Genomic DNA, 26,477 nt, shown 5'->3' with positions numbered 1-26,477 from the left:
GTCGGGACCGGCACAGCTGGCTTAGAAAGAGAAATTATTTCCGGCCTTGCTCAATACGGATGGTTTTCTGTTCCAGCATGCTGACAAGTGCGGCAACACCGTCTTTCTGCAACACTGCACCATATTCTGCCCGTTTCATGGCCAGATCGCTTACCCCGTCGACTACGATATTGATAATGCGCCAGCCTCCATCCGTTTTATGCAATACATAGTCAAAATTAACCGGGTTGTCATCAGTGCGCACGAGCTGGCTGCGGACCAGCACCCGCCCCCGTGGAAGCTGCTGCTGTCCGGCAGCCTTGAATTGCTCTCCACCATATTGATTGAACCGGTCAGCGTAAGTGGCAATACTGTTAGCCTGAAACGCCCTGATAATCGCCTGTTGCATGCCGGAATCCAGTTTTGCCCAGTGCCCGCCTAATACTGAACGGATAATTGCTGCAAGATCATGTGTTTGCTCAATAACCGGAGCAAGAAGTTTCTGCCGGCCACTGTAACCAATCTCCTGTCCCTGCTGCATGGCCTGAATCAGTGCATTCTGCAAAGTCGCCACCACCTGTTCGGCAGCATTATTTTCAAGGGATTCCGCGCGCAGCCCTGCTGTGGTTGTCAACATAACAATCACCAGCAGCGTATAGATTCTGTTAAGGATATTCAGTTGTTTCATAACGTCGATTTTTCCAGTGTGCCCGCACGCCTCGCCAATACCTGAAAGCAGAAGTCCAGGTCATCATAAGATAAAGTGTACCGGTTACAGGTAACGCAATTACCCAAAGGGGGGAACACTGATAAAACCGGAGCACCGGTGTATAAACAATAAACATGGCCAGCCAGGTAAGAATACTGCTGGTTACAAAAACTGTATTTGTATAACTCATTGCTGACAATGGTGCACACCAGAACATGCCAGACATGATTAACGTACATAAAAGCAGCAGCAGCAATGAATAACGCAGCTGTGTGAAAGCAGTGCGGGCAACTGTATTCCAGATCGCCGCAAGGCTGTCATAACCCCGGTGACTTTGCACGGCATGACTCAGCCCGATCCAGGTCTTGAAACCCGCCTGTTTAACCTGCGCAGCCAATGCACAGTCATCGATCAACGCGTGATGAATACTGGCGAAAGCATTAATCAATTTCAGTGTGGCAGTTTCTACCAGAATGCACCCCCCCGCCGCCGCAGCCATGCGGGATTCTGGTTTATTGGACAATTCAAACGGGTATAGCAGCTTGAAGAAAAATATAAAAGCAGGAACCAGCAGTCGTTCAGAAAAACGTCGGACAGGCAGCTTCGCCATTAACGATACCAGCGACAGATTTTCCTGGCAGGCCTTGTTCAGCAGGGCTCTCAGAATACCGGGCGACAGGCTGATATCCGCGTCCAGCAGCAGGGTATAACGAGTTTGTACACACCGCACTCCCTGATCTAATGCCCAAAGCTTCCCGCTCCAGTTTTTGGGTGGAGCAGTGCCATGAATCACTTCAGCACCCAACTCCCTGGCACAGGCAGCAGTTTGATCTTCCGACTGGTCATCAATTACGATAACCCGCAGACCTTCACCCTGTGCCTGGAGTTTGCGCAAAGTCTGACCAATAAACAGTGCTTCATTACGAGCCGGAATCAGAACAGTGACATCATTGAAAAACTGTTTTTTTCCCGGATCTGCCGAAGGTTCAAGCTGCTCACGGACACTCCACGCGCGCCAGGGTGCCAGCAAGATTGCCCACCAGCACAATACCCCCGCCAAAGCCAAATACATTACCAATACAGCCATGACCTTTAATACGCGGAGGTATAAATAACTTCAGGCAAACAGAAATCAGTTATCTGAACTGGATGAGTGATCCGTTGATGGCGTAACCGCCTTGTGTTCAACGGTGACCGACACAGGAAAAGGTTTCCGCTTATCCGTATTCTGCTGCGAGCTGCTTGTTTGTAATGGGTCCGGTGCCATGGGGCCTTCAACCCGCGGGCCACGCATACTAACCCGTAATGCTTTGAAAGGATGAGAAAAAGTGTCGTTGATAGCGGTAGGTTCAAATCCGCAATGTGCCATACAATTTGCACATTTGGGATTATTGCCGACACCGTAATTATCCCAGTTGGTTTCTTCCATCAGCTCACGAAAGCTTGATGCATACCCCTCATCCACCAGCAGATAACAAGGCCGCTGCCAGCCAAACAGATTACGTGTAGGATTTCCCCAGGGCGTACATTTATAGTTCTGGTTACCGGCAAGAAAATCCAGATACAGGCTGGAGTGGTTGAATCTCCACGGTGTCTTACGCTTTTTACCGAGTTCGAAAATTGAGCGAAACAGCCGTTTACTCACCGAACGCTGCAGGAATACATCCTGCCGTGGCGCATGCTCATAACTGAACCCGGGAGAGACATTGATACCTTCAACACCCAATTTTGTTGCCGTATCGAAGAATTCAGCCACCTCTTCTGCCGTCTCATTCTGGAACAGGGTGCAATTGACAGTTACCCTGAAACCGCGCTGGAGCGCCTGTTCAATTACCGGGATAACCTTATCGTACACCCCTTCCCTGCAGACTGATGCATCATGGTGCTCACGGTTTCCATCCAGATGAATGGAGAATGTAAGGTAAGGCGAAGGCTGATAGTCATCCATACGGACATCCAGCAACAGCGCGTTGGTACACAGATATACAAATTTCCTGCGTTGAATGATACCCTGCACAATCTGCGGCATTTCCTTGTGGATCAGTGGCTCCCCACCTGCAATGGAAATAATTGGTGCGCCACATTCATCCACAGCGTGCAGGCATTCATCCACGCTCAGGCGGCGACGTAACGTCTCTTCCGGATAATCAATCTTGCCACAACCCGCACACGCCAGATTACACTGAAACAACGGCTCAAGCATCAACACCAGCGGGTAACGTTTTTTACCGGCGAGCTTCTGTTTCAGTATGTAGCTGCCCACCCGGTATTGCTGCAGAAAAGGAACACTCATTGTTAAATTTTCTCCATTTTTTCACACCAGCTGATGTACTGATCTCTTCTTTGATCATAGATCCTGAGCAACTATCATTTTTTCAAAAAACTTACCGCTGTTTTTGACAAGTGATAGCAGGAAAGCAACCAAGAAAGCGCTGGAAAGGCACGCTGGCATTGCCGTTGATCGTAATTAAAGTTGCAGCCTGGAGCCGCCAGAGATTGTGAATGGCGGAAGCGGTGAGATTCGAACTCACGGATAGTTTCCCATCGCTGGTTTTCAAGACCAGTGCCTTAAACCGCTCGGCCACGCTTCCCTTACATCTATCTGATTAGCCTGACTGCAAAATCAACTAAAGGCGGAATGATACCTTTCAATTGGTTATTTTGCCATGTCATTTTTCCTCCAAATTCAGCGATTGAATTTGCATAAAGAACAAAAGAACCCTGTCACACGGTGAAACCGGCGGGGTTGAGATTATCGGTATGGTATGCCTGCCCAGCTCCACAAAATTGATGTGAGATTCGATCCGAGCAGATGGATCTCCGGTAAATCGATCTTCCGCAATAACGCCTGTCAGCAAACAGGTTAGTCCTGACGGCACCGCGCAGTTTTATCAGTTTTATACGGAAAAAGGCGGGTTCAGAATGCTGTAATTTATCAGACGTGGAAGTACCGGTTTTTTTCGAGGAGCCCAAATCAGGGTAAACATGAAGAACTCACCCTTGTATTGTGAACTATTTGGACTTAAGCGATAATGGTTTCTTATGCCGGCTTTGCAGCCACATAGCGCATAACACTGAACTGAGGTTTTTGAATAATCGAGGACGATAATAAATGAAGGAAGGACTTAACGATTTCGGCGCACCAGTGTTCAATAACCTGACCAGTGCGATTCGTGCGCTAGCTATGGATGCCGTTCAGAAAGCCAATTCCGGTCATCCGGGCATGCCAATGGGCATGGCGGAAATTGCGGAAGTATTATGGATTCACCATATGCGCCACAATCCGGCAAACCCCAAATGGACAAACCGGGACCGGTTTGTGCTGTCAAACGGTCATGGCTCCATGCTGATCTACGCTTTACTTCATTTGACCGGCTACGATCTGTCCATCGAAGATATTAAAAACTTCCGCCAGCTGCATTCCAAAACCCCCGGGCATCCTGAGTACGGCTATACCCCGGGCGTAGAAACCACAACCGGCCCCCTGGGGCAAGGTATCACCAATGCTGTCGGTATGGCGCTGGCAGAAAAAATTCTGGCAGAAGAATTCAACCGCCCCTATTACCCGATCGTAGATCATCATACCTACGTATTCCTGGGGGATGGCTGCATGATGGAAGGTATTTCTCATGAAGCCTGCTCTCTGGCAGGAACATTAAAGCTGGGCAAATTAATCTGCTTCTATGACGATAATGGTATTTCCATAGACGGACATGTCGAAGGATGGTTTACAGACGACACCCCAAAGCGCTTTGAAGCTTATGGCTGGCATGTCGTTCCGCATGTTAACGGGCATGATCCCGTAGCCATACAGGCTGCCATTGAAACCGCCAAAAAGATACAGGACAAACCTACACTGATATGCTGCAAAACAGTAATCGGAATGGGCTCACCCAACAAAGCCAATACCAGCCATATCCATGGTGCGGCACTTGGAAACGACGAAATTGCCGCTACCCGCCCCCATATTGGCTGGAATTATCTGCCATTTGAAATTCCACAGGAAGTTTATGATGCATGGGATGCGCGCGCCAAAGGACAGGCACTGGAATCCGCGTGGAACACCATGTTTGCGGAATACAGCAAAAAATATCCTGCCGAAGCCGCGGAATTTACGCGCAGAATGGCGGGTGAATTACCTGTCAAATGGGCCGATCATGTCGAAGGTGTCATCAGTCAAATCAATGCCAGAGAAGAAACCATTGCCACTCGAAAAGCATCACAAAACTCAATTGAGGCACTGGCACCAGTATTACCTGAAATGATTGGCGGTTCGGCTGACCTGGCTGGCTCCAACCTGACCATGTGGTCTGGTTCCAAAGCCATTACCGGAGATGCAACCGGCAATTATGTTCATTATGGCGTACGGGAATTTGGCATGAGTGCAATCACAAGCGGTTTATCGCTGCATGGCGGAATCATTCCCTATGGTGCCACTTTCCTGATGTTCTCTGAATATGCCCGCAATGCCCTGCGCATGGCGGCATTGATGAAAATCCGTAATATTTTTGTTTTTACCCACGATTCGATCGGATTGGGTGAAGATGGGCCGACCCATCAGCCGGTAGAACAAACAGCCACATTGCGCATGATTCCCAATATGGATGTATGGCGCCCATGTGATACCGTTGAATCAATTATTTCATGGGTAGCTGCCATCGAACGTATGGATGGCCCGTCATCCCTTATATTCAGCCGTCAGAATCTGCCCTTCCAGAAACGAGATGCTGTAACGATCAGCCTGATCAGAAAAGGGGGATATATTCTCTCTGAAGCAGCAAACGGCAAACCACAGGCAGTTATCATCGCAACCGGCTCGGAAGTCGGACTGGCAATGTCTGCACAAAAAGTACTGGCCGAAAACGGTATTGCGGTACGCGTCGTATCCATGCCTTGCACAAATATTTTTGACAGACAGGATCAGGCGTATCGGGACAGTGTCCTGCCCAGGGGAATTGGCCGTGTAGCAATAGAAGCTGGCGTCACTGATTACTGGCGTAAATACGTTGGGCTTGAAGGCGAAGTTATCGGAATCGATAAATTTGGTGAATCTGCTCCCGCAGAAAAACTATTCGAATATTTTGGGTTTACCGTTGAAAATGTCGTAAGCGCGGTAAAAAGGATTGTATAAGGGTAAATAAAATTTTTTACCTGTAAAAACAGTTTTTTAGTGAAAATACGGAGATAGAGGAATGACAATCAGAGTTGGTATCAATGGTTTTGGTCGTATCGGGCGAATGGTTTTTCGTGCTTCCATTGAAGAGTTTGACGATATTGAGGTCGTTGCAATTAATGATCTGCTGGAGCCGGACTATCTGGCCTACATGCTGGTTCACGATTCTGTTCACGGCCGTTTTCACGGCGATGTATCCGTCAGTGGCAGCAATCTGGTCGTCAATGGCAAGCAAATTCGTCTGACTGCCATCAAAGACCCGGCAGAACTGAAATGGAATGAAGTCAATGTTGATGTCGTAGTAGAGTCAACCGGTCTTTTCCTGACCAAACAGGATTGTGAAAAACACATCAAGGCGGGTGCCCGCAAAGTTGTCATGTCGGCTCCATCCAAAGACGATACCCCAATGTATGTTTATGGTGTAAACGATAAAACCTACCATGGCGAGGCAATCATCTCCAATGCGTCATGTACCACCAACTGCCTGGCACCGATCGCCAAAGTTCTGAATGATACCTGGGGAATCAAACGCGGCCTGATGACTACTGTTCATGCTGCCACGGCCACACAAAAAACAGTTGACGGGCCATCCAACAAAGACTGGCGGGGTGGACGCGGCATTCTTGAAAATATCATTCCCTCCTCTACTGGCGCAGCCAAGGCAGTAGGTGTGGTAATCCCTGAATTGAACAAGAAGCTGACTGGCATGGCGTTCCGCGTTCCTACTTCTGATGTTTCGGTTGTGGATTTAACCGTCGAGCTTGAGAAAGACGCATCTTACGAAGACATTTGTAATGCAATGAAAACTGCTTCCGGCGGCGCTATGAAGGGTGTACTCGGTTATACCAACCAGAAGGTGGTTTCAACAGACTTTCGTGGTGAAACCTGCACATCAGTATTCGATGCAGAAGCCGGTATTCAACTTGACAAGAATTTCGTAAAAGTGGTCGCCTGGTACGACAATGAATGGGGCTATTCCTGCAAAGTGCTGGAAATGGTCAGAGTTATTGCAGGACATGGCCGCTAAACACAAGGGTAATTTCATAAAATAAAATGTGACTGGGATAGCTGCTCTAGCAGCCTTTCCAGTAGTCATGCTGTAACCGGTTTCTGCTGGTTACAGCTTTGTTGCTTCAATAGGCTGGAAAATTTGCTTCTACTCAGATTCAGTCTGGTAAACAGTTACAGAAAAACCGGGAGACTCGTCTCCCGGCAAGGTGTGGCTGGGCTGATCTGTTTTTTATATAAACTGGCTCGGATGCATCTCTGTCCCTCTTTTCTATTGAACAACTGATGGTTCCTCTCCTGATTATCTGTAAATTCCTTAAGTTAGCTATCACAATGTGGAGTCAACATGTCAGTTATTAAACTTGCCGATCTTGATCTAAAGAATAAGCGTGTTTTTATTCGCGCTGATTTAAATGTTCCCGTAAAGGAAGGAAAGGTAACTTCAGATGCACGCATTACTGCATCGATGGCAACGATCAACCATTGCCTGAAGCAGGGTGCCAGAGTAATGGTAACCTCTCATCTTGGGCGCCCGGAAGAAGGTGTCTGGACCGAGGAAAATTCACTCCAGCCAGTAGCGGATGACATCACCCGCAGACTGGGAAAACCGGTTCGGTTAATTAAGGATTGGGTTAATGGTGGCTTCGAAGTTGCACCAGGTGAACTGGTTATACTGGAAAATTGCCGGATCAATAAAGGTGAGAAAAAAAACCTCGAAGAAACTGCAAAGAAGTATGCCAGTTTGTGTGACGTGTTCGTGATGGATGCATTCGGTACAGCACACCGTGCTGAAGCTTCAACATATGGTATTGCAAAATATGCGCCAGTTGCTTGTGCAGGTATTCTGCTGACGGAAGAACTTGATGCACTGACAAAAGCACTGCACCAGCCTGCCCGTCCACTGGTAGCAATCGTGGGCGGATCCAAGGTTTCCACCAAATTGACTGTTCTGGAATCACTTTCCGAGAAAGTTGATCAGCTCGTAGTTGGTGGAGGAATTGCCAATACGTTTCTCAAGGCTGCAGGCAATAACATTGGGAAATCCCTGTGTGAGGATGAGCTGGTTCCGGTTGCAAAATCCCTGATGGAAAAAATGAACAAACGTAACGCCACTATTCCAATTGCAGTCGATGTCGTAGTCGGGAAAAAATTTGCCGCAGATGAACCCGCTGTTCATAAAGCGGCCAATGCCGTCTCTGACGACGATATGATTTTTGATATCGGACCAAAGAGCGCACAGGAACTGGTTGATATCATCATGAAAGCTGGCACGGTAGTCTGGAATGGCCCGGTTGGTGTATTTGAATTCGATCAGTTTGGCGCAGGGACATTCGCCATTGCCAAGGCAATTGCCGAAACTAAAGCCTTCACTCTTGCAGGAGGGGGTGACACAATTGCAGCCATTCAAAAATACGATATCTACGATAAAGTTTCGTACATATCGACTGCCGGGGGAGCATTCCTGGAATTCCTGGAAGGGAAAAAATTACCTGCCGTCGAGATTCTGGAACAACGTGCAAAGTGAAGTCTGAGAAGATTTTTCCCGGAAATTTCTGAAATGATGCGAAGAACCAAAATTGTAGCAACACTGGGGCCGGCCTCCAGCAACCCTGAAACACTGGGAAAAATGATTGAAGCTGGCGTCGATGTCGTCCGTATCAATTTTTCACATGGAACAAAAGATGAACATATCACCTCCGTGGAACTGGTTCGTTCGCTCGCCCGCTCACTGGGTCGAACAGTAGGTGTACTGGCTGATCTGCAAGGGCCAAAAATTCGCATTGGTAAATTTGATCAGGGGAAGATTCAGCTTAAGGCAGGGGATGAATTTATACTTGATGCGGAATGTGAGCTGGGAAACCAGGAGCGGGTCGGACTGGATTACCGGGAACTCCCCAATGACGTTGAAACAGGCGCCACACTCCTGCTGGATGATGGACGTATTGTTCTGACTGTTACCAAAGTCCGGGGCAGTGAGATTTTTTGTGTGGTTTTGCAGGGTGGGACTCTCTCCAATAACAAAGGTATTAATCGGAAAGGGGGAGGGTTAAGCGCGCCTGCGCTCACAGCAAAAGATTTACTGGATATCAAAACAGCGGCAATTCTTCGTGCCGATTATCTCGCGGTATCCTTCCCCCGTTCTGGCGAGGATATCCGACGAGCCCGTGTATTAATGCAGGAAGCTCAGGGAAATAGTTTACTCATGGCAAAGATCGAGCGCTCAGAGGCTATTCTGGCGCTGGATGATATCCTGGAAGCTTCCGATGCAATCATGGTGGCACGTGGCGACTTGGCCGTTGAAGTAGGTGATGCTGCAGTTCCCGCCCTGCAGAAACGGATGATACGATCTGCCCGTGAGACCAATAAGCTGGTAATTACCGCCACTCAAATGATGGAATCGATGATTTCCAGCCCTATTCCGACACGCGCAGAAGTATCCGATGTTGCCAATGCGGTGCTGGACGGGACGGATGCTGTTATGCTGTCCGCAGAATCAGCTGCCGGACAATATCCGGTAGAAGCAGTCGAGGCCATGGCCAGAGTCTGTCTCGAAGCGGAAAAGGAATATACCCCCAGCCTGAGTTCACGCCGTTCTCCCGATATGCAGCCTACCAGTGTTGAAGATGCGATTGCACGTGCCGCCATGTACGCTGCCGGGTCATTGAAGATTCAGGCAATTGCAGCTTTGACACAGAGTGGTGTAACAGCATTATTCATGTCTCGCAGAAGCTCCAAAGTACCCGTTTTTGCACTCAGCCCGCAAGAGGATACCCTGGGGAAAGTTACCCTTTTCCGTGGCGTCTACCCGATAGAGTTTGGACAAGGTTTATGTGACCCTGAAATCATCCTCGGTTTGGCTGAGGATGAGTTGCTCAAGCGTGGTGCAGTACGCGATGGCGATTTGATTATCATGACGATTGGTGAACCGGTTGGCAAAGCCGGAGGGACAAATACCATGAAAATCGTCAAAGTGGGAAGCTCCAAAACAGGCGGGCACATAATAAAAGAAATGCCTCACCAGCCTTTTTCCGGCCCGAAACATCTATAAAAAATACAGACAATATCATCACCGGGCATCGCCAAACTGATACTGGAAATAATTTATAATCAGCAGGTTTTTAGTCTGGATTCAGGCATACCGGCATCTTTTTATACTGCCTGACACCGCAATGGCTCTATTTCAGGAATACAAAGTTTTAGTTTTATCAGAAAATCAGTGTATTAATTTCATATAAAAGGAGGCTTCAATGGCACTTGTATCATTACGCCAGTTACTGGATCACGCAGCAGAAAACGGGTATGGGCTCCCGGCTTTTAATGTGAATAACCTTGAGCAGATCCATGCAATCATGCAGGCAGCTGATGAATGCGACAGCCCGGTCATCATGCAAGGTTCGGCTGGCGCTCGAAAATACGCTGGAGAAGCATTCCTGCGTCATCTGATTGCTGCAGCAGTCGAGGCTTATCCGCATATTCCCGTAGTAATGCACCAGGATCATGGGGCCTCGCCTGCAGTGTGTATCAATGCCATCCGCAGCGGTTTTTCCAGCGTAATGATGGATGGATCACTGGAAGAGGATGGAAAAACTCCTTCATCATACGAATACAACGTGGATGTCACTTCCCGGGTAGTCGCGATGGCACATGCCGTAGGCGTTTCTGTAGAAGGTGAACTGGGTTGCCTGGGGTCACTGGAATCCGGCCAGGGCGAAGCTGAAGATGGTCATGGCGCCGAGGGACAATTATCACACGACCAGTTACTGACCGACCCCGAGCAAGCGGCGGATTTCGTCAAGAAAACCGGCGTGGATGCACTGGCTATTGCTATCGGTACCTCTCATGGTGCGTATAAATTCACTCGTAAACCCACGGGCGACATTCTCGCCATCCAGCGAATCAAGGAAATCCATCAGAGAATTCCCAATACCCATCTGGTAATGCATGGCTCCAGCTCGGTACCTCAGGAATGGCTGGAAATCATCCGTGAATTTGGTGGAGATATGAAGGAAACCTACGGCGTGCCTGTAGAAGAAATCCAGCAGGGCATCAAGTACGGTGTACGCAAGGTCAATATTGACACCGACATCCGTTTGGCCATGACAGGTGCTATTCGTCGCCATCTGGCAAAAAACAAGAGCGAGTTTGATCCGCGCAAATTCCTGAAAGATGCGACAGCAGCCGCCAAGGATATTTGTAAAGCCCGTTTCGAAGCTTTTGGTTCTGCCGGCCAGGCTGGCAAGATTAAACCGATTTCGCTGGAAACCATGGCAAGTCGCTACCTGCGCGGTGAATTAAAAGCAATCATCAAGTAATTCACAGGCAAACAACTGCACACTGCCCTGCAGATTTCCGGGAAAACGATTAATCCGGTCTGCAGGGTATTTTTTTACCTGGTTCCCCAGGCCACCATCACTCAACTGTATCCTGTTTCGCTGCAGCCAGCCGGGTGAGTAACACTTCCTGGGCACTGAATCTGTTGTTTTTTCTGGCAGATTTCCGTTTGTAATGTCCTTCTCCATTCATCTCCCAGGCTTGTACGTTATCACGCAGATAAGGCTTCAGCCCTTCCAGGATTACCCGCTTCTTTAACCGTGGATCGAGCACCGGAAAACAGATCTCTACACGGCGAAAAAAATTCCGCGACATCCAGTCAGCGCTTGCCAGATAAACATTGTGCTGTTTTCCATTGAGAAAATAGAAAATACGGGTGTGCTCCAAAAACCGTCCAACAATGGAGCGCACATGGATATTTTCTGATAATCCCGCCACACCGGGACGCAATGCACAGGCACCCCGTACAATAAGGCTGATTTTTACACCCGCAGCAGACGCCGCATAAAGCGCCTGAATCACAGCCGGCTCCAGTAAAGCATTCATTTTCGCAATGATGGCAGCCGGTTTTCCTGCTTTAGCGTGTTTTATCTCCTGCTGGATGCTGTTCAGGATCCGGTCATGCAAACTGAATGGCGACTGCCAGAGATGCTTCAGCTTACTCGCCTTGCCCAATCCCGTCAGCTGCAGAAATACCTCACTGACATCAGCACAGATTTCCTCATGACAGGTCAGCAAGCCGAAATCCGTGTAAACACGCGCTGTACCAGGGTGATAGTTGCCTGTACCCAAGTGTACATAGCGCTTCAGCTGTCCCGCTTCACGCCGCACCACCATAGCCATTTTGCAATGCGTCTTGTGACCAAAAACACCGTAGATGACGTGGGCCCCCACCTCCTCCAGCCGTTTTGCCCAGTTGATATTGGCTTCTTCATCGAACCGGGCCAGCAGCTCTACCACCACCGTCACTTCCTTACCCAGGCTGGCCGCTGCCACAAGCGCCTCCATTAGCGTGGAATCGGAACCGGTACGATAAACCGTCTGCTTGACCGCCACCACATCCGGATCCAGATAGGCCTGCTGGATAAATTCAATAACCGGCTGAAATGACTGGTAGGGATGATGCAGCAAAATATCACCCTTGCTGATCAACTCGAAAATGTTATGCGCTTTCTTTTTCTGAGGAGAGAAAGGTAATCCGGGGATAAAACGTGGAAATTTAAGATCAGGCCGGTCAATCAGATCAAAGACCTGCATCAGCCGAGCCAGATTGACCGGCCCGTTAACCTGAAACAGATCTTCGTTCTTCAGGGAAAATTGCCCCAGTAAAAACGCCACCATTTGTGGCGAACAATTATCTGCCACTTCCAGCCGGACAGCATCTCCCAGATGACGCTGCAGCAGCTCACCCTGCAATGCAACACGAAGATTCTTGATCTCCTCTTCATCCACAAACAAATCACTATCGCGGGTAGCACGAAACTGGTAACAGCCAACCACATGCATACCCGTAAAAAGCTCACCGACATGCGCATGGATAATGGATGACAGAAAAATAAAGCCGTAAGGACAATCGCTGATTTCCTTCGGCAGTTGTATCAGACGGGGCAAAATACGCGGAGCCTGCACGATTGCAACACCAGAATTACGGCCAAAAGCATCTTTGCCTTCCAATGCAACCGCAAAATTCAGACTTTTATTCAGCACACGCGGAAAAGGATGGAGAGGATCCAGGCCAATAGGTGTGAGCATTGGCATCAGTTCACGAAAGAAAAAATCCCTGATCCATTCGCGCTGGCCGTCATCCCAGGTGTTGCGCCGCAGGAAACAGACACCCTGCTCTGCCAATGCCGGCAAAATACTGTTGTTGAGCAGCTGATACTGCCGCGAGACAAGCTCACGTACCTGTTCCGACACCTGTTGGAATGCCTGGCCCGGTGCCATGCCATCCGGACCGGCACCGGGTGCATCCAGCCTGATCTGTTCTTTCAGCCCGGCAACACGAACTTCAAAAAATTCATCGAGGTTACTGCTGACAATACAAATAAAACGCAGGCGTTCCAGCAGAGGCGTTTCCTCATCTTCCGCCTGCGCCAGTACCCGGCGGTTGAATGCTATCTGACTGAGTTCACGGTTCAGAAACTGCCTGGTTACCGGTACCTCCGGTTTAATTACCGGCACCGCATCCGGTGGTTCATCATTTACCACGAAGACTCACCGCTCAACATGCCCGGCAGGTAAGAAAAGTTATGACTGCTGCTGCACTCCGGGTTCATTCATTTCTCCGGAGGGGTATAGCCTGCCGGCTGGTCAGCGCCCCCACCGAAGAAATAAGCTTCCATCTGAGTGGCCAGATACTTGCGTGCCTTGATGTCTGCCAGGTTCAATCGCATTTCATTCACCAGCATTGTCTGATGTTTAATCCACTGTCCCCAGGCCTGTTTGGAAACATTATCAAAAATCCGCTTGCCCAACTCTCCCGGATAAGGCGGAAAATCCAGTCCTTCTGCTTCATGTCCAAGCCGGACGCATTTCACATTTCTGGTCATATAGGGTCTGTTCGAAGTTGAATTACACGGCCCCGTTTATGAAAACGGGGATACTGTGCCACAGGTGGTGAAGAGTTTATAACATTTTTCCCAGCCAGAGAGACCGGACAGCAAAACACAAATCAGATTATCCGCTTCCGGATTTCACAACATCAGTCCCATGATGTAGTCATCACACACCTGTCCGCCCATGTTGAACTGGCGATATCCCAGCTTGCGAAAACCCATCCGGGTATAAAAGCTGATTGCCGCATCGTTACGGACATACACCCCGAGCAGCAAACGTTTTGCCTCACGGGCGCGCGCCTCAATGACAGCTTCCTTTACAAGCCGCCTGCCCAGACCTTTTCCCTGAAACCTGCTGAAAACATAAATACGTTTCAGCTCGAGATCACGATCGGAAATATCCGGTAATGGCAGTTCGGGGGGCGACACCACCATATAACCGATGGGCGCATTACCCGGACTGATCTCAGCCAGCCAGAGCTTGTAACTGCTATCAGACAGCCAGTCTCGATAACATTCAACAGAATGGGCACTGGCACAATGCACCAGAATATTTTTCCCTTCGAGCACACCTGCGAAAGTTTCCAGAAACGTCGCTTCGCCGGTAAGTGCAAGTGCTGCTTCATCACCCGGTGAGCAAACCCGTACCCGGATTTCAGAGTACATCGTCAATACTTTTCTATAAAAATTACTCGGTACCAGTGGCAAATCGGGGAAGAACACTGCCCGCTTCCCGGTATTCCGGCCGTATCAGGCTGTGGTCCCGTAATGCCGGAACAATCTGGTGTTCATCGGTACGAAATGGCTCCACCGCCGGCCGCAATCCTGCCCGCCAGGCTTTCATGGATTCATCTGCCAGGGAGGTGCCCTGCCCGAATACCCGTCTGGACTGCTGTAATCTTTGTTTGCCACGCGGCTCATATTTCCGGTACTGCTGCTGCACGATGCAACCGGTAAATGGAAAACAGGGGTACAGCCATTGCACCGCAGGGTAGATTGGAATCGGCAAAACAGGAGCGGGAGAGTACGGGAAATACTGCAAACCGTTGCTCATCCAGATTTCAGGAAAAAACAGGGTCGTTCCACTGCCGGCAGCAATGTGATTCAAGTGCGTTCCCGGGAAACAAACACCAGAAAAAATCACCAGTGAAGCCAGCATCCATAACCGCTTATACCAGAACCGCACCGATCTTTTCATACTCACCCCTCTTCCCCCGTCCACCACAATACCTGAAATAAAATCAACTTTTCGACCCGCGGTACAATGACGAATCCGGCAAGTAAATTCAACCCTACCCTTATTCATGCCACCTCATCAACCAGTCCCACCTTGCCTGACTACCGGAGAACCCGGCTCTTTTGCCGCATTCACACTGGAAAAACGGCTACCCGCCATTCTGGATAACTTGCTGAAAAACAGTACTGATACCCTTACCATGCAAAGGCTGCAACAGCTATCGGCAGAAATACGGGAAGGAGAAATCACGCCACTGTCCCCGGTCATTTTTGATGCACTCAATCGAGCGATTAAACCCTGTATCGGGCGAAGCTGGGCAGATATGCCATTTCTTGCTGTTGAGCTCTATTTCTACGCACGAATTTTACTGGCCTTCAGCTATAACACGGCCACGCCGGCTGATCCTTTCCAGTCAGTCAAAGAAGCAGCCAACCTGCAGGCCATCGAATCACTCACCATACTGACTGATTATTGCGAACCCGATTGTGATATCCGTGAACTGCTGCGCAGATCAGTTACCGGAAACATTGCTGATCTCAGTCAGCACGCCGTCCCGGAAGCCGATCAGGTTTCACTGCTTGTGGATGAGAGCGATGCGGCAGAAAGATTGTTTGCTTCCGGAATGCAGCGGATTGATCTTGTGTGTGATAACGCCGGCATGGACATACTGACCGACCTGCTGCTGATTCACAGGATCAGCAGTTACTGTTCACACATCGTTATGCATATCAGACCCTGGCCGATGTTCGTTTCGGACATGACCATGACAGATATGGAGAATCTGATCAGGCAACTGGTGAGTTCACCTGTTCCGGCAGCAAAACACCTGGGAAAAAACATTACACAACTGTTACAGCAGAACCGCCTGACCCTGCGCGCCAGCCCGGCGCTGGGCCTGCCTGTCTGTTTCTGTGAAGATAAAGCGCTTACCCGTGAGACGTTCGAAAATACAGAACTGGTTATCTTCAAGGGTGATCTGAATTACCGCTATTTCGCCGGTGACCGCCGCTGGCCCCATATCACGGAAAAGCGACACTTCTCCGAACAATTCAGCCACCCCGCCATATGCCTGCGCACACTGAAATCAGAAGTGCTGGTCGGCCTCCCGCCTGAGATTGCGGCCGGAACTCTCCACCTCCACCCCGACTGGCTTACCAGTAGCCGTTATGGAATCATTCAGGTGTTTACCGGCTGAAGGAACCACTATCATCAGAACAAGCAGCCATGAAAAAAACATCAGCGCTGCTGTAATACCCCGCTTGAATTCCCATACACCTGATTTCCTGAAATCATCGCCAGACAGTTGTTTGAAAGAAGGCTCACCGCAATCTGATTCAGACACCCGTTTATCTTCAGCTCCGGCTTCGATCAGAAAATCTGCAGATTTACTTTTCAGAATGAGCTTTATTGCCTCATTCTGCATACGCTGGTAGCGGTTACGCTCCGTAACGAGACTGTTGTAATTCTTCTTGCAGAATTTATAGAGGTATAAATACCAAAGCCGCACATAAATACCCCCCATCAGGGACAGTATGACAACAGGGCCAAGGATATCTCCCATGACGATAGTCGCCTGCTTCATTTTGTCTGCATTGGCCAGGCTCACCATTGCGACACCCGCAACGAACGTCCAGAGGCTGAACGTAACTCTCCACTCAACCGTTTGCAGAATTTCCACACGCTTGAGATGGAGTTCCGCGATCTTCAGAAAAAAATCTTCCCGGTCCATAGCATTCTCAAAAAGTAAACTGTTGCCAGTTTACCGGATATGCCGGGAATCTACTGGAATCAGGTAATTAAAAGAAATTAAATGATATTGAACAGCGACAATCCTGATACGCGGGTAAAGGTTTTCTGTGCCGCTTCAAGCAATGCCTGCTGACGTGTTATATCAGATATAGCCTGTGCAAAATCCAGATCCTGCAGACGCGAAAGCGATTGCTGGTATTGAACTGCCGTATCCTCACCGATCTGCTGCAGCGCATCAACTTCCTGCAGCCGTGACCCGACCGCCGCCCGTTTAGTCAGTACATTATCCAGCGCAACATCGAGATCCTGCAAAGCGGTACTCACTGCATCCTCTGGCATACCGCCGGGGGTTTCCAGTGTGGTAATGAAATCATCAATCGTATTAAACAGACTCAAGCCTTCTGGCTCAAAAATGGCATCACCGGTTTCACTGACCGGTAACTGACGGGAGCCGGAAACCTGTATCAGGCGCTGCTCCTGATCCCCCTTGTATTCCACGCCATTAGCCGTTTGTTCGAACGATCTGGTATTTCCCTTAAAGCCGGAGAACAGATAATTTCCCTGTTCATCTTTGGTATTGGCCAGCCCCAGTAACTCCTCAAAATGGCCACGCAGTTCAACCGCCATCATCTTCCGCTCACTGTCGGAAAATGCCGGATTACCGGCAGCCACTGCCATGGTGCGTACATTCTGAATCACATTGGAAACGCTGCCGAGCGTGCTGTCCACCAGTTGAAGGCTATCTGTCGCCCGGTGGCGATTGTCAGTGTATTGCGTATTCAGTGACAGCGACTGTGATAATTCGTGGGCACGCGCCGCGCCGATCGGATCATCCGAAGGCGTCATGATGCGTTTGCCGGTAGAAAGGTGCTGCTGCAGCCTGAACATTCCATCCTGCTGCTGCAGCATGGATCGGGTGCCCTGGTCATACAATGTGCTGGTGCTTACGCGCATGATAAATTCCTTTTTCCGTCAAAAAAGATCAGATTCTGAGCAGTGAATCGAACAGCGAATTACCGATTTCGATCACCTTGCTGGATGCCTGGAACATTTGCTGGTAGCGCAGCAGATTGGCAGCCTCCTCCTCCAGATTAACACCGGACAATGACTGTAACGCCTGATCTGTCTGATTGAGCATACTTTCCTGAGCCTTACTGGTCACTTCCAGCTCACGGGTTTTGTTACCTATCTGACTGACCAGACTGGCGTAGGCCGACTGATAGGATGCCGTTCCACCCTGCAGGGTATTCGCTGTCTGTAATTCGGCCAGCTTTAATGCGTTACGGTTATTCGTCACACCACCATCATTATTATCTGCCGCGGCAATCTTAGCAGGATCACTGATTGCCACCCTGATGTTTCGGGCAGCTTGGGACGGGTCAGCTGGATCCGTTCCCTCAAAAAAATTTGCCCCTCTCACACTTTGCAGATCAAATCCTTCCTGATGCTGGGTATTGAATGTATCGGCAATTCCCCATGCAAGCCGGTCAAAACTGTTTTGCACAGAATCCAGTGTTTCGCTGCGAAACGCCAGCAGCCCGCCCAGACTGCCCCCCTGCAACTGGTGCTCGGGCAGTACGATTTCTCCACCCTGCTGATCCATCGCCACCACCAGACGCTGGGGATCGTTGGGCGAAGGCACCGCCTTGAGTGTCATGGCACTTGAACCCACCACCAGTGACTGGCCATTGCCGATGAATACGTTGTAATGGCCGTTATTCTGACGCACAACATCTACATTGATAACTTTACTGAGATCGCGCACCAGTGCGTCGCGCTGATCCAGCAGATCATTAGCCGGTTGCCCGCTGGCAGAGCTTTCCACTGCCTGGATATTCATATTCAGACCGGCAATCTGTTGTGCGAGTGAATTGATTTCAGTCACGCTGCCGGTAATCTGGCTGTTCACCCCTTCACGCATTTCCGATAGCCGCTGATCCATCTGCTGAAACCGGGCAGTCAGTGATTCAGCATTGCTCAGCATCGCCTGACGGGAAGAAATGGAAGCAGGATTGGAAGCCACATCCTGCACCGCATTGAAAAAATTATGCAGCGCCGGTGTCAGTCCGGAAGTCGTATCCGCCAGTAAATTATCTATCTGCTTAATCTCGTTATAATGACTGTCAAGCTGGCTGCTCTGGCTCTGTGCCTGCAACGACTGACCGACCAGATGCTGGTTGTAAATACGCTGTACCGTCGTAATCTGCACTCCCCGGCCAATGAATCCATGACTGTTGGCCAGCGGCGTACTGGCACTCTGGATAGCCTGCTGGCGGTTGTAGCCCGGTGTTGTTGCATTGCCGATATTGTGGCTGGTCGTCAGCAATGCAACCTGAGCCGCCCGCAATCCGGAAACACCTACATTCATAATACCGTTTGCCATTTTGATCCTCGATTTTGGTAAATTACCTGTACTTATTTACGGCAGGCATCCGGCAAAATTAAGATAATTTTCAGGAAAATCCGGACTGCCCTTCTAATTTTCTGTCATGACAGAACAGTGAATTACCGCGTGTACAAACGAATTACAGGAATAAGTCCTTTTTCCCCGCTTTCATCCCGTTATATGCTTAAGGCATCACTGTTGATGATTCTCAGCAGTTTCTCCGCATAGGATGGGTCAGTCGCATAACCGGCCTCCTGTAATCCCCAGGCAAAAGCAGTGGCACTGCGGCTCTTTAATACCGCTGCGTAACGGGGGTTGTTCTGCAGCAACCTTGCATAGTCACGGAACGCTTCTTCATACGAGTTGTAAGCTCTGAATTTTTCCCTGCATTTTTGTGGCTTGCCATCCACATATTCGGTCGTAACCGCTTCTGCCACCCTCCCATGCCAGCCCTCGCCCGCCTTAATACCAAACAGATTGAAACTCGGCTGACTGTCTGCCCGGCGAATCTGATATTTACCCCAACCGGTTTCCAGTGCTGCCTGCGCGATCATAAAATGCTCAGGAATACCGGTTTCGCGCGCCACCTTGCGTGCATGCGGCAGTACATTCAGCACAAACTCTCTGGGCTGGTCGATAGCCGATACAGTCGGATCTGCATTACGCGAGCTGGAAGCAATCCCCATTCTTTCTTCCCCGGCTGCCGGCGAAACGGTGGAAAAACCCGGTTTGGCCCCCTGACCCGAATTTGACCAAAGCCGGGAGGGAAGGTCTTTAATCTGCCCTGGCATCAGTGAAATCAGCGGTTCCTCACGCTCTCCGGCAATGGAAGTCAGCAGTGATTCAGCCTGGCTGATCGCATTATCAGGTGAAGCTTCCTGTTTAATTGTTCTGGAAAGCTGCTGCACGAGCACATCAGCCAGACCGACCCCCTTCTCGGAAAGATTCTGTACCAGCTGCTGATCAAGCATCTGGGTATAAAAACGCGACTGGTCACTGTCAAACAGCCCGCCCTTGGGGATCGTCTCGCGCATACTCTTGACCATCATATTGAGGAACAATGCCTCAAACTGCTTTGCTGTCTGCTTCAACCCTTCCTGTGGATCACGCCGGACCTGGTTGCGCAGTTTGTCGACTGCCTGTGCATCAATCGCCAGCTGGCCGGAGAGATCGGGTGAATTGATCATCTGGCCGCCACCTTCAGAAGATTGCCCGGGGTACCTCTAAAAATCCGGTTGTGCGGGATGAAGCGCAAGGCGCACGGAGCACAGCAACGAGACATATCAGATAGATAGGCGAGGCAGTGGGCGCCACGCAACACTGCGATTCGCCTGAAAAACCAGTTTCCAGCGGTGTTCATCAGATGATTTCCAGCTCTGCCCGTAATGATCCGGCCGCCTTAAGCGCCTGCAGAATCGCCAGCAGATCCTGCGGTGTGGCGCCAATCGCGTTGAGTGCTTTCACCACATCCGCCAGGCTGGCTGATCCCGGCAGCAGCATCAGATTGCCTTCTTCCGAACGCACCTCTATCTGCGATTGCGGTACCACCACCGTTTCTCCACGTTGTGCAAACGGCCCTGGCTGGCTGACGATCGGCTGGGTATTGATAATTACTGAAAGATTGCCATGTGCCACCGCACTGGGTTCAAGTGTCACCATCCGGTTCATGACCACCGAACCGGTACGTGCATTAATAATGACTTTGGCTGCGGCCAGTGATGGTGCGATATCGAGATCCTCGATCATCGAAATAAAGGTAACCCGCTGGGTATTATCCATCGGCGCCCTGACCTGAATCACCCTGCCATCCAGCGCTGTAGCCGTTCCACGCGGATAACGGCTGTTGATGGTTTCCACGATGCGCCGCGCATTGGTAAAATCGGTATCACGCAATTCCAGATGAATATATTCTCCCTGGCCAAGCACAGTGGGTACGGCACGTTCCACAATGGCACCGGCACTGATACGCCCCGCTCCCAGATGATTGACCTGGACACTGCTGCCGGCCGAACTGGCACCTGCACCCCCAATGACCAGGCTCCCCTGTGCCACGGCATACACCTGGTTATCAATCCCCTTCAGCGGCGTCATCAGCAAGGTGCCGCCACGCAAACTCTTGGCGTTACCCATGGAAGACACGGTTACATCAATATATTGCCCCGGAGCGGCAAAAGCCGGCAGCGTTGCCGTCACCATCACCGATGCCACATTACGCAACTGCAGATTGGTTCCCGGTGGCAGATTAACACCCAGCTGCCCCAGCATGCTGACGATACTCTGCACAGTAAACGGTGTCTGCTGGGTTTGATCCCCCGTGCCATCCAGGCCCACTACCAGCCCGTAACCAATCAGCTGGTTGGAACGCACTCCCTGAACATTGACCAGATCCTTGATACGCTCGGCAGAAACCGGCAGGGAAATAGCCAGGCAGACCAGCAAACCAGAACTCAGGATCCATTTGGATAGTTTCATTATGTTATGTTCCCGCCAGATTCAGAAAGGTGAAATTGAAAGGAAGAAGCGTGACAGCCACCCCATGGTTTGTGCTTCATCCAGATAGCCGTTACCCCGGTATTCGAGGCGAGCATCCGCCACCTGTGTCGATGACACGGTGTTATTCATGATATTGATCGGGTTGATCACACCGGAGAGCCGGATAAACTCATACCCCTGATTAATACCGATCTGCTTCTCGCCACTGACCAGCAGATTACCGTTAGGCAGTATGTCGATCACAGTAACGGTGATCGTTCCGGTAAAGTTGTTATTACTGGAGCTCTCCCCCTTGCCATCAAACTTGTTGCTTGACGAGGCTGCCAGATCGAGATCCTGAAAGATTGACTTGAACGGCAAGCCAAGAAATGACGGGACCGAAAGCGCAATCTCACCTGCACGCTGGGCATTGCTGCCGGTTTTCTTGCTCGCGTTGGTCTTTTCATTAAGCGTAACAATGATGGTGTCGCCAATGCTGCGGGCGCGCCTGTCCTCAAACAACGGCGTATAACGCGGCCCGCCCTGATAGCTGAACGCCGCCTGATAAATCCCGCCATTGGTCTGGCCAGGAGGAACAACCGGCAGATCATGCGGCCGCATTGTCATCGGCTGCTGTACCTTCGGGGTAGGGGTAATCGCACACCCCGATACCATACAGACCATGACGATCAGTACAGATAAAACCAGACAACCACAATTTCTCATAAACGATTCCATGACACCTGCACACTGTCCATTTACAAACTCAGGCGCTGCACAATCCGGTAAAAACACCCGAAAACCTGAACGCATCAGAGCTGCGTCAACCTCTGCAGCATCTGGTCGGAAGTCTGGATCGATCTGGAGTTGATTTCGTACGCGCGCTGCGTCTGAATCATTTCCACCAGCTCTTCCACCACATTGACATTGGAAGTTTCCACAAACCCCTGGTTCAGCAACCCGGTTCCGTTCGTGCCTGGAATTCCCGGATTAGGCACGCCACTGCTCATGGTTTCAAGGTACAGATTCTCGCCAAAGCGCTGCAACCCGGCGGGATTGATAAAGGTGGTCAGTTGAATGTTACCCACCGGCATCGGTGAAGTTGAACCCGCCGTCAGGACAGATACCGTGCCATCCCGCCCGATGGTGATATTCAGTGTGTTTGGCGGAATCGTAATGGATGGCTGCAACGGAAAACCGCTGGCTGTCACCAGCTGCCCGTCCTGATCGGACTGGAAAGCGCCATCACGGGTATAGGCCAGTGTGCCGTCCGGCAGCAGGATCTGGAAGAAACCCTCACCCTGAATTGCCACATCACGCGAATTTCCCGTTTGCTGCAAATTCCCCTGCAGAAAAATACTTTCATTTGCCACCGGCCGCACCCCGGTTCCCAGCTGCAAACCGGAAGGCAAACGCGTGCGTTCGGATGACTGGGCACCCGGCTGCCGAATCGTCTGATACAGCAGATCTTCGAACACCGGGCGCATCCGCTTGAAGCCGTTGGTACTAATGTTAGCCAGGTTGTTGGCAATCACATCCATTTTGGTCTGCTGTGCATCCAGACCGGTTTTTGATATCCATAATGAGCGAATCATAGCGCGTTACCCTTTAAAAAATTAAACCTGGATTGCTTCCTGCTTCATGACATTCGCAGCCGCAATGACGTTTATGGATTTAATCAGCATTCTGTTGATCAGCCTCTAAGCGTCATAACTTCACTTGCCTGTTGCGCATTTTGCTGAGCATTTTCGAGCATCTTCATTTGCATATCGAACTGCCGCGCAAGGGTGATCATCTTCACCATTTCGCTGATTACATTGACATTACTGCTTTCCAGCGCGCCATCGATCAGGGCCACTTTTTCACTGACAGGCGCCTGACCTCCCTCTTTCAGCCGGAACAGGCCATCTTCCCCCCGGACGAGCTGTTCCTCAGGAGGATCGACCAGCTTGATTCGCCCGACAATCGAGACAGAAGTCATTCTCGAATCAGTCGGCAGCACTGAAACACTGCCATCCTTGCCAATTGCGATACGGCTGTCCGGCGGAACAGTAATGGGGCCGGATTCTCCCCTGATATTGAACCCCTGCTGTGTCTGCAGTACACCGTTGGCATCCATCTTGAGATTGCCGTGCCGGGTGTAGGCTTCTTCGCCATTTTCAAGCTGTACTGCAATCCAGCCGGAACCCTGTACCGCCACATCCAGCGGACGATCCGTCTGCTGGATCGCCCCCGGCGTAAAATCTGCCCCGGTGGTCGAATCCAGCACGAATGCACGGGTCGGTAACGATTCCCCGTAAACCGGCACTGCCCGAAAAGTATCATTCTGAGCGCGATAGCCCGTAGTTGAGGCATTGGCCAGATTATGGGAAACCGTTGCCTGCTGAGTCATGGTGTGCAATGCACCGGTCATCGCGGTATAAATCAGTCTGTCCATTTTTGAATCGTCACCTAATCAGGGTTAAACAGAAAACCATCAGATATTCATGATGGCCTGCATCACTGCATTCTGCGTCTCGATGGTTTTGGCATTGGCCTGATAGACGCGCTGTGTCATGATCAGGCTGACCAGCTCAGTCGTCAGATCGACATTGGATTCTTCCACTGCAGAAGATTGCAGTGAACCCAGAATACCGGTTTGCGGAGCACCTACCAGTGGCAATCCGGATTCAGCGGTCTCACCCCACTGGTTGTTTCCCATCGGCTTGAGACCATTGGGATTGGAAAAGCCTGCCAGCGCAAGCTGTCCGACTGTACGCGTGACATTATTGGTGTAACTGGCTCTGATCTCGCCACCATCAGAAATGCTGTACCCGGCCAGACGACCCGAAGCAAACCCATCCTGATTCATCATATTCACCCCGAATTTGCTGCCAAACTGGGTGGAGCGGGTCAGATCCAGTGAAAACTGGAGCGGCTGGATGGCTGCGTCATCAAAATTCACATCAACCGTAAATGGAGCTATTGACGAATCCATTATTCCACTGGAATCAAAATTCAGCGCAGATGCACTCAATGCCACCGTACCCCCACCTGCACTTGTCGCTCCCTCCACCGTTGCAAATACATTCCAAGCTGAAGCAGCTGGAGCAGCCGGGGTCGTTTTCTGAAAAAAAAGATTCAAAATATGAGAATTACCAAAGCTGTCAAAAATCTCCCCGGAAGTAGAATGGTTATAAGACAGTGGATTGGTTGCGTCAAAAGCAGGTAAAGGCGATGGCACCTCGGTACGCGCATCCAGATTGACCCCTGTCATGAAACTGGTAGTCGGCTTGGGCGTCATGTCTGCCGTAGGTAGCCGCAGATTGACCGGGATATTGGGAATGATTGTGCCAGCCGTATCTGCCCCAAAACCGGTGACATTGTAATTGCTCGCATTGACCAGAAATCCATCCTTGTCCAGATGAAACTGACCATTACGGGTAAAACTGATCGAGCCATTGTTGCTCATCCGGAAAAAGCCATTCCCGGTAATGGCCACATCCAGCGGGTTGTTGGTCGGCGTCACATTTCCCTGGGTAAACTCCTGCGCGACAGCTGCCAGTTGCGTACCAATCCCGATCTGGTTCCTGCCTCCTCCCAGCGCGTTGGCAAAGACATCGCTGAACTGCGCCTGCGACTGTTTGAAGCCAACGGTATTGGCGTTGGCGATATTGTTACCGGTCACATCCAGCTTGGCTGAAGCCCCTCTTAATCCGCTTAATCCGTGTTGAAAACCCATGATTTACTCTCCCGCTTAAAATATTTTCTTAATTGCGTCCATGCCGACATACCCCAGCCGGCCCACTTCCAGCAAAGCGCCATCCTTGCCGGCCGATGCGCTGCTGACTGAACCGAATGCCAGGGATGAGGAAGACACTTCCTTGCCGGCGCGCATCGCCTTTAATGCGAAGCTGTACTGTCCGTCAGCCGCTGCGTTCCCGTTACTGGCCATACCATCCCAGACGAAAGTACCCACACCGGCGGCCTGTGCGCCAAGATCGATTTCACGTACCGTAATACCGGCGCTGTCCTTGACGGTGACGGTCAGTTTGTCTACCGGCTCAGTCAGCTCAAACCCGCCAATACCGGCATGGTTTTCCAGTTGCATACCAGTGCCTGGAACCAGCACACTGCGACCGATCATGGTGGCCGCTTCCAGTGAACGGCGTGCGTCGGAATCTGCCAGCAGTTTCTCCAGTGTGGTATTGAGCTTGTCAATGCCGCTCACGGTGCTGATCTGCGCCATCTGACTGGTCACTTCCGCGTTATCCATTGGTTTGAGCGGATCCTGGTTTTGCATTTGTGTCACCAGCAGCTTGAGAAACCGATCCTGCATATCTTCATCCCCTTTGCGGGCAGTCTTAATACTGCCGCTGTTGGAAGACAGCAGTTCGGATACGCTGGAATTGTTCTGTACCTGACTCATGTTCTCTCCTTTTATTGACCGATTGTTAGCGCTTTCTGCAGCAGTGTTTTAGTCACGTTCATCATGTCGACACTGTTCTGATAGGAACGCGAAGCTGACATCATGTTGACCATTTCATCCACCACGTTGACATTGGGCAGAGTGACATACCCCTTTTCATTCGCCATCGGATGCTTCGGGTCGTACACCACCCGCATGGGCGAAGGGTCGTTCACCACACCCGCCACCTTCACACCTTTTGCCTTGTCTGCCGTGACATCAATGGTGCGAAACACCACCTGACGGGAACGATAGGCTTCTCCAGTCGAACTGGTAGCACTGTCTGCATTGGCAAGATTACTCGCCACGACATTCAGTCGCTGCGACTGGGCTGCCATGGATGAACCGGCTACATTGAATACGCTGAATAGGGACATGGCTGTTAATTTCCTTCTTTGATGGCTGATAACAAGGTACGGAACTGGCCGCT

Annotated in this window: 24 protein-coding genes and 1 tRNA gene; 6 read left to right on the top strand and 19 right to left on the bottom strand. The window is 50.5% G+C overall.

Annotated features, from left to right (window positions below):
- Positions 1-34: 34 nt before the first annotated feature.
- The 4 genes from IT527_RS04065 to IT527_RS04050 form a co-directional block, all read right to left on the bottom strand.
- Complete coding sequence (locus tag IT527_RS04065) at positions 35-667, bottom strand: ABC transporter substrate-binding protein (protein ID WP_292966912.1); 633 nt, start codon at positions 665-667, stop codon at positions 35-37.
- Positions 645-1,775 carry a glycosyltransferase gene (locus IT527_RS04060; protein ID WP_292966909.1) on the bottom strand — a complete coding sequence of 377 codons (1,131 nt, stop codon included), beginning with the start codon at positions 1,773-1,775 and terminating at the stop codon, positions 645-647. The genes IT527_RS04065 and IT527_RS04060 overlap by 23 nt, the downstream gene beginning before the upstream one ends.
- A 45-nt stretch (positions 1,776-1,820) precedes the next feature.
- Positions 1,821-2,981 carry an adenosyl-hopene transferase HpnH gene (gene hpnH, locus IT527_RS04055; RefSeq protein WP_292966906.1) on the bottom strand — a complete coding sequence of 387 codons (1,161 nt, stop codon included), beginning with the start codon at positions 2,979-2,981 and terminating at the stop codon, positions 1,821-1,823.
- Between the two features lie 210 nt (positions 2,982-3,191).
- Positions 3,192-3,279, bottom strand: a tRNA-Ser gene (locus IT527_RS04050).
- A gap of 521 nt (positions 3,280-3,800) precedes the next feature.
- Here IT527_RS04050 and tkt point away from each other — a divergent pair.
- From tkt to fba, 5 genes are all read left to right on the top strand, one after another.
- Positions 3,801-5,819 carry a transketolase gene (gene tkt, locus IT527_RS04045; protein WP_292966903.1) on the top strand — a complete coding sequence of 673 codons (2,019 nt, stop codon included), beginning with the start codon at positions 3,801-3,803 and terminating at the stop codon, positions 5,817-5,819.
- 61 nt (positions 5,820-5,880) lie between these two features.
- Complete coding sequence (gap, locus tag IT527_RS04040; RefSeq protein ID WP_292966900.1) at positions 5,881-6,888, top strand: type I glyceraldehyde-3-phosphate dehydrogenase; 1,008 nt, start codon at positions 5,881-5,883, stop codon at positions 6,886-6,888.
- A 327-nt stretch (positions 6,889-7,215) separates the two neighbouring features.
- The gene (locus tag IT527_RS04035) at positions 7,216-8,394 is read left to right on the top strand and encodes a phosphoglycerate kinase (protein WP_292966897.1); all 1,179 of its coding nucleotides are present in this window, start codon (positions 7,216-7,218) and stop codon (positions 8,392-8,394) included.
- Positions 8,395-8,427: 33 nt separating this feature from the next.
- Positions 8,428-9,918, top strand: coding sequence for a pyruvate kinase (pyk, locus tag IT527_RS04030; RefSeq protein ID WP_292966895.1), 1,491 nt, complete (start codon positions 8,428-8,430; stop codon positions 9,916-9,918).
- A 199-nt stretch (positions 9,919-10,117) separates the two neighbouring features.
- Positions 10,118-11,182, top strand: a complete 1,065-nt coding sequence (gene fba / locus IT527_RS04025) for a class II fructose-bisphosphate aldolase (RefSeq protein ID WP_292966893.1) — start codon at positions 10,118-10,120, stop codon at positions 11,180-11,182.
- Positions 11,183-11,279: 97 nt separating this feature from the next.
- On the opposite strand, the gene ppk1 is transcribed toward fba, so the two are convergent.
- From ppk1 to IT527_RS04005, 4 genes are all read right to left on the bottom strand, one after another.
- Positions 11,280-13,382, bottom strand: coding sequence for a polyphosphate kinase 1 (gene ppk1 / locus IT527_RS04020; protein ID WP_292966928.1), 2,103 nt, complete (start codon positions 13,380-13,382; stop codon positions 11,280-11,282).
- Between the two features lie 95 nt (positions 13,383-13,477).
- A complete protein-coding gene (locus IT527_RS04015) occupies positions 13,478-13,750 on the bottom strand; it encodes an oxidative damage protection protein (protein WP_292966891.1) in 273 nt (90 codons plus the stop codon).
- Between the two features lie 144 nt (positions 13,751-13,894).
- A complete protein-coding gene (locus IT527_RS04010) occupies positions 13,895-14,422 on the bottom strand; it encodes a GNAT family N-acetyltransferase (RefSeq protein ID WP_292966888.1) in 528 nt (175 codons plus the stop codon).
- A 22-nt stretch (positions 14,423-14,444) separates the two neighbouring features.
- Entirely contained in the window at positions 14,445-14,864 is a 420-nt protein-coding gene (locus IT527_RS04005) for a hypothetical protein (protein ID WP_292966885.1), read from the bottom strand.
- 196 nt (positions 14,865-15,060) lie between these two features.
- Here IT527_RS04005 and IT527_RS04000 point away from each other — a divergent pair, with 196 nt between their 5' ends.
- On the top strand, positions 15,061-16,188 hold the full coding sequence (locus IT527_RS04000; protein ID WP_292966882.1) for a damage-control phosphatase ARMT1 family protein: 1,128 nt from the start codon (positions 15,061-15,063) through the stop codon (positions 16,186-16,188).
- Here IT527_RS04000 and IT527_RS03995 read toward each other — a convergent pair.
- From IT527_RS03995 to flgC, 11 genes are all read right to left on the bottom strand, one after another.
- The gene (locus tag IT527_RS03995) at positions 16,078-16,722 is read right to left on the bottom strand and encodes a hypothetical protein (protein ID WP_292966878.1); all 645 of its coding nucleotides are present in this window, start codon (positions 16,720-16,722) and stop codon (positions 16,078-16,080) included. The genes IT527_RS04000 and IT527_RS03995 overlap by 111 nt on opposite strands.
- Positions 16,723-16,799: 77 nt before the next feature.
- Positions 16,800-17,696, bottom strand: coding sequence for a flagellar hook-associated protein FlgL (flgL, locus tag IT527_RS03990; RefSeq protein WP_292966875.1), 897 nt, complete (start codon positions 17,694-17,696; stop codon positions 16,800-16,802).
- A 28-nt stretch (positions 17,697-17,724) separates the two neighbouring features.
- Entirely contained in the window at positions 17,725-19,125 is a 1,401-nt protein-coding gene (flgK, locus tag IT527_RS03985) for a flagellar hook-associated protein FlgK (RefSeq protein WP_292966872.1), read from the bottom strand.
- Positions 19,126-19,304: 179 nt separating this feature from the next.
- Positions 19,305-20,315 carry a flagellar assembly peptidoglycan hydrolase FlgJ gene (gene flgJ, locus IT527_RS03980; protein WP_292966869.1) on the bottom strand — a complete coding sequence of 337 codons (1,011 nt, stop codon included), beginning with the start codon at positions 20,313-20,315 and terminating at the stop codon, positions 19,305-19,307.
- Between the two features lie 172 nt (positions 20,316-20,487).
- Complete coding sequence (locus IT527_RS03975) at positions 20,488-21,600, bottom strand: flagellar basal body P-ring protein FlgI (RefSeq protein WP_292966867.1); 1,113 nt, start codon at positions 21,598-21,600, stop codon at positions 20,488-20,490.
- A 21-nt stretch (positions 21,601-21,621) separates the two neighbouring features.
- Positions 21,622-22,416 (bottom strand): flagellar basal body L-ring protein FlgH, encoded by a 795-nt coding sequence (locus IT527_RS03970; RefSeq protein WP_292966926.1) that lies wholly within the window; start codon positions 22,414-22,416, stop codon positions 21,622-21,624.
- Complete coding sequence (gene flgG, locus IT527_RS03965; RefSeq protein WP_292966865.1) at positions 22,413-23,195, bottom strand: flagellar basal-body rod protein FlgG; 783 nt, start codon at positions 23,193-23,195, stop codon at positions 22,413-22,415. Before flgG ends, IT527_RS03970 begins: the two co-directional genes overlap by 4 nt.
- A 98-nt stretch (positions 23,196-23,293) precedes the next feature.
- On the bottom strand, positions 23,294-24,037 hold the full coding sequence (gene flgF, locus IT527_RS03960; protein WP_292966862.1) for a flagellar basal-body rod protein FlgF: 744 nt from the start codon (positions 24,035-24,037) through the stop codon (positions 23,294-23,296).
- A 39-nt stretch (positions 24,038-24,076) separates the two neighbouring features.
- Complete coding sequence (gene flgE, locus IT527_RS03955) at positions 24,077-25,321, bottom strand: flagellar hook protein FlgE (RefSeq protein WP_292966861.1); 1,245 nt, start codon at positions 25,319-25,321, stop codon at positions 24,077-24,079.
- A gap of 15 nt (positions 25,322-25,336) precedes the next feature.
- Positions 25,337-26,008, bottom strand: coding sequence for a flagellar hook assembly protein FlgD (locus IT527_RS03950; protein ID WP_292966859.1), 672 nt, complete (start codon positions 26,006-26,008; stop codon positions 25,337-25,339).
- A gap of 11 nt (positions 26,009-26,019) precedes the next feature.
- The gene (gene flgC / locus IT527_RS03945; RefSeq protein WP_011110938.1) at positions 26,020-26,424 is read right to left on the bottom strand and encodes a flagellar basal body rod protein FlgC; all 405 of its coding nucleotides are present in this window, start codon (positions 26,422-26,424) and stop codon (positions 26,020-26,022) included.
- Positions 26,425-26,477: the final 53 nt, after the last annotated feature.

This window comes from Nitrosomonas sp. (assembly GCF_020852615.1).
Lineage (GTDB): Bacteria > Pseudomonadota > Gammaproteobacteria > Burkholderiales > Nitrosomonadaceae > Nitrosomonas.
This window is presented reverse-complemented; position numbering and strand designations above follow the sequence as displayed.

Excerpts from the sequence above, each read along its gene's own strand:
- IT527_RS04065 (WP_292966912.1), bottom strand. The coding sequence starts at position 667 with ATGAAACAACTGAATATCCTTAACAGAATCTATACGCTGCTGGTGATT.
- IT527_RS04060 (WP_292966909.1), bottom strand. The coding sequence starts at position 1,775 with ATGGCTGTATTGGTAATGTATTTGGCTTTGGCGGGGGTATTGTGCTGG.
- hpnH (WP_292966906.1), bottom strand. The coding sequence starts at position 2,981 with ATGAGTGTTCCTTTTCTGCAGCAATACCGGGTGGGCAGCTACATACTG.
- tkt (WP_292966903.1), top strand. The coding sequence starts at position 3,801 with ATGAAGGAAGGACTTAACGATTTCGGCGCACCAGTGTTCAATAACCTG.
- gap (WP_292966900.1), top strand. The coding sequence starts at position 5,881 with ATGACAATCAGAGTTGGTATCAATGGTTTTGGTCGTATCGGGCGAATG.
- IT527_RS04035 (WP_292966897.1), top strand. The coding sequence starts at position 7,216 with ATGTCAGTTATTAAACTTGCCGATCTTGATCTAAAGAATAAGCGTGTT.
- pyk (WP_292966895.1), top strand. The coding sequence starts at position 8,428 with ATGATGCGAAGAACCAAAATTGTAGCAACACTGGGGCCGGCCTCCAGC.
- fba (WP_292966893.1), top strand. The coding sequence starts at position 10,118 with ATGGCACTTGTATCATTACGCCAGTTACTGGATCACGCAGCAGAAAAC.
- IT527_RS04015 (WP_292966891.1), bottom strand. The coding sequence starts at position 13,750 with ATGACCAGAAATGTGAAATGCGTCCGGCTTGGACATGAAGCAGAAGGA.
- IT527_RS04010 (WP_292966888.1), bottom strand. The coding sequence starts at position 14,422 with ATGTACTCTGAAATCCGGGTACGGGTTTGCTCACCGGGTGATGAAGCA.
- IT527_RS04000 (WP_292966882.1), top strand. The coding sequence starts at position 15,061 with ATGCCACCTCATCAACCAGTCCCACCTTGCCTGACTACCGGAGAACCC.
- IT527_RS03995 (WP_292966878.1), bottom strand. The coding sequence starts at position 16,722 with ATGGACCGGGAAGATTTTTTTCTGAAGATCGCGGAACTCCATCTCAAG.
- flgL (WP_292966875.1), bottom strand. The coding sequence starts at position 17,696 with ATGCGCGTAAGCACCAGCACATTGTATGACCAGGGCACCCGATCCATG.
- flgK (WP_292966872.1), bottom strand. The coding sequence starts at position 19,125 with ATGGCAAACGGTATTATGAATGTAGGTGTTTCCGGATTGCGGGCGGCT.
- flgJ (WP_292966869.1), bottom strand. The coding sequence starts at position 20,315 with ATGATCAATTCACCCGATCTCTCCGGCCAGCTGGCGATTGATGCACAG.
- IT527_RS03975 (WP_292966867.1), bottom strand. The coding sequence starts at position 21,600 with ATGAAACTATCCAAATGGATCCTGAGTTCTGGTTTGCTGGTCTGCCTG.
- flgG (WP_292966865.1), bottom strand. The coding sequence starts at position 23,195 with ATGATTCGCTCATTATGGATATCAAAAACCGGTCTGGATGCACAGCAG.
- flgF (WP_292966862.1), bottom strand. The coding sequence starts at position 24,037 with ATGGACAGACTGATTTATACCGCGATGACCGGTGCATTGCACACCATG.
- flgE (WP_292966861.1), bottom strand. The coding sequence starts at position 25,321 with ATGGGTTTTCAACACGGATTAAGCGGATTAAGAGGGGCTTCAGCCAAG.
- IT527_RS03950 (WP_292966859.1), bottom strand. The coding sequence starts at position 26,008 with ATGAGTCAGGTACAGAACAATTCCAGCGTATCCGAACTGCTGTCTTCC.
- flgC (WP_011110938.1), bottom strand. The coding sequence starts at position 26,424 with ATGTCCCTATTCAGCGTATTCAATGTAGCCGGTTCATCCATGGCAGCC.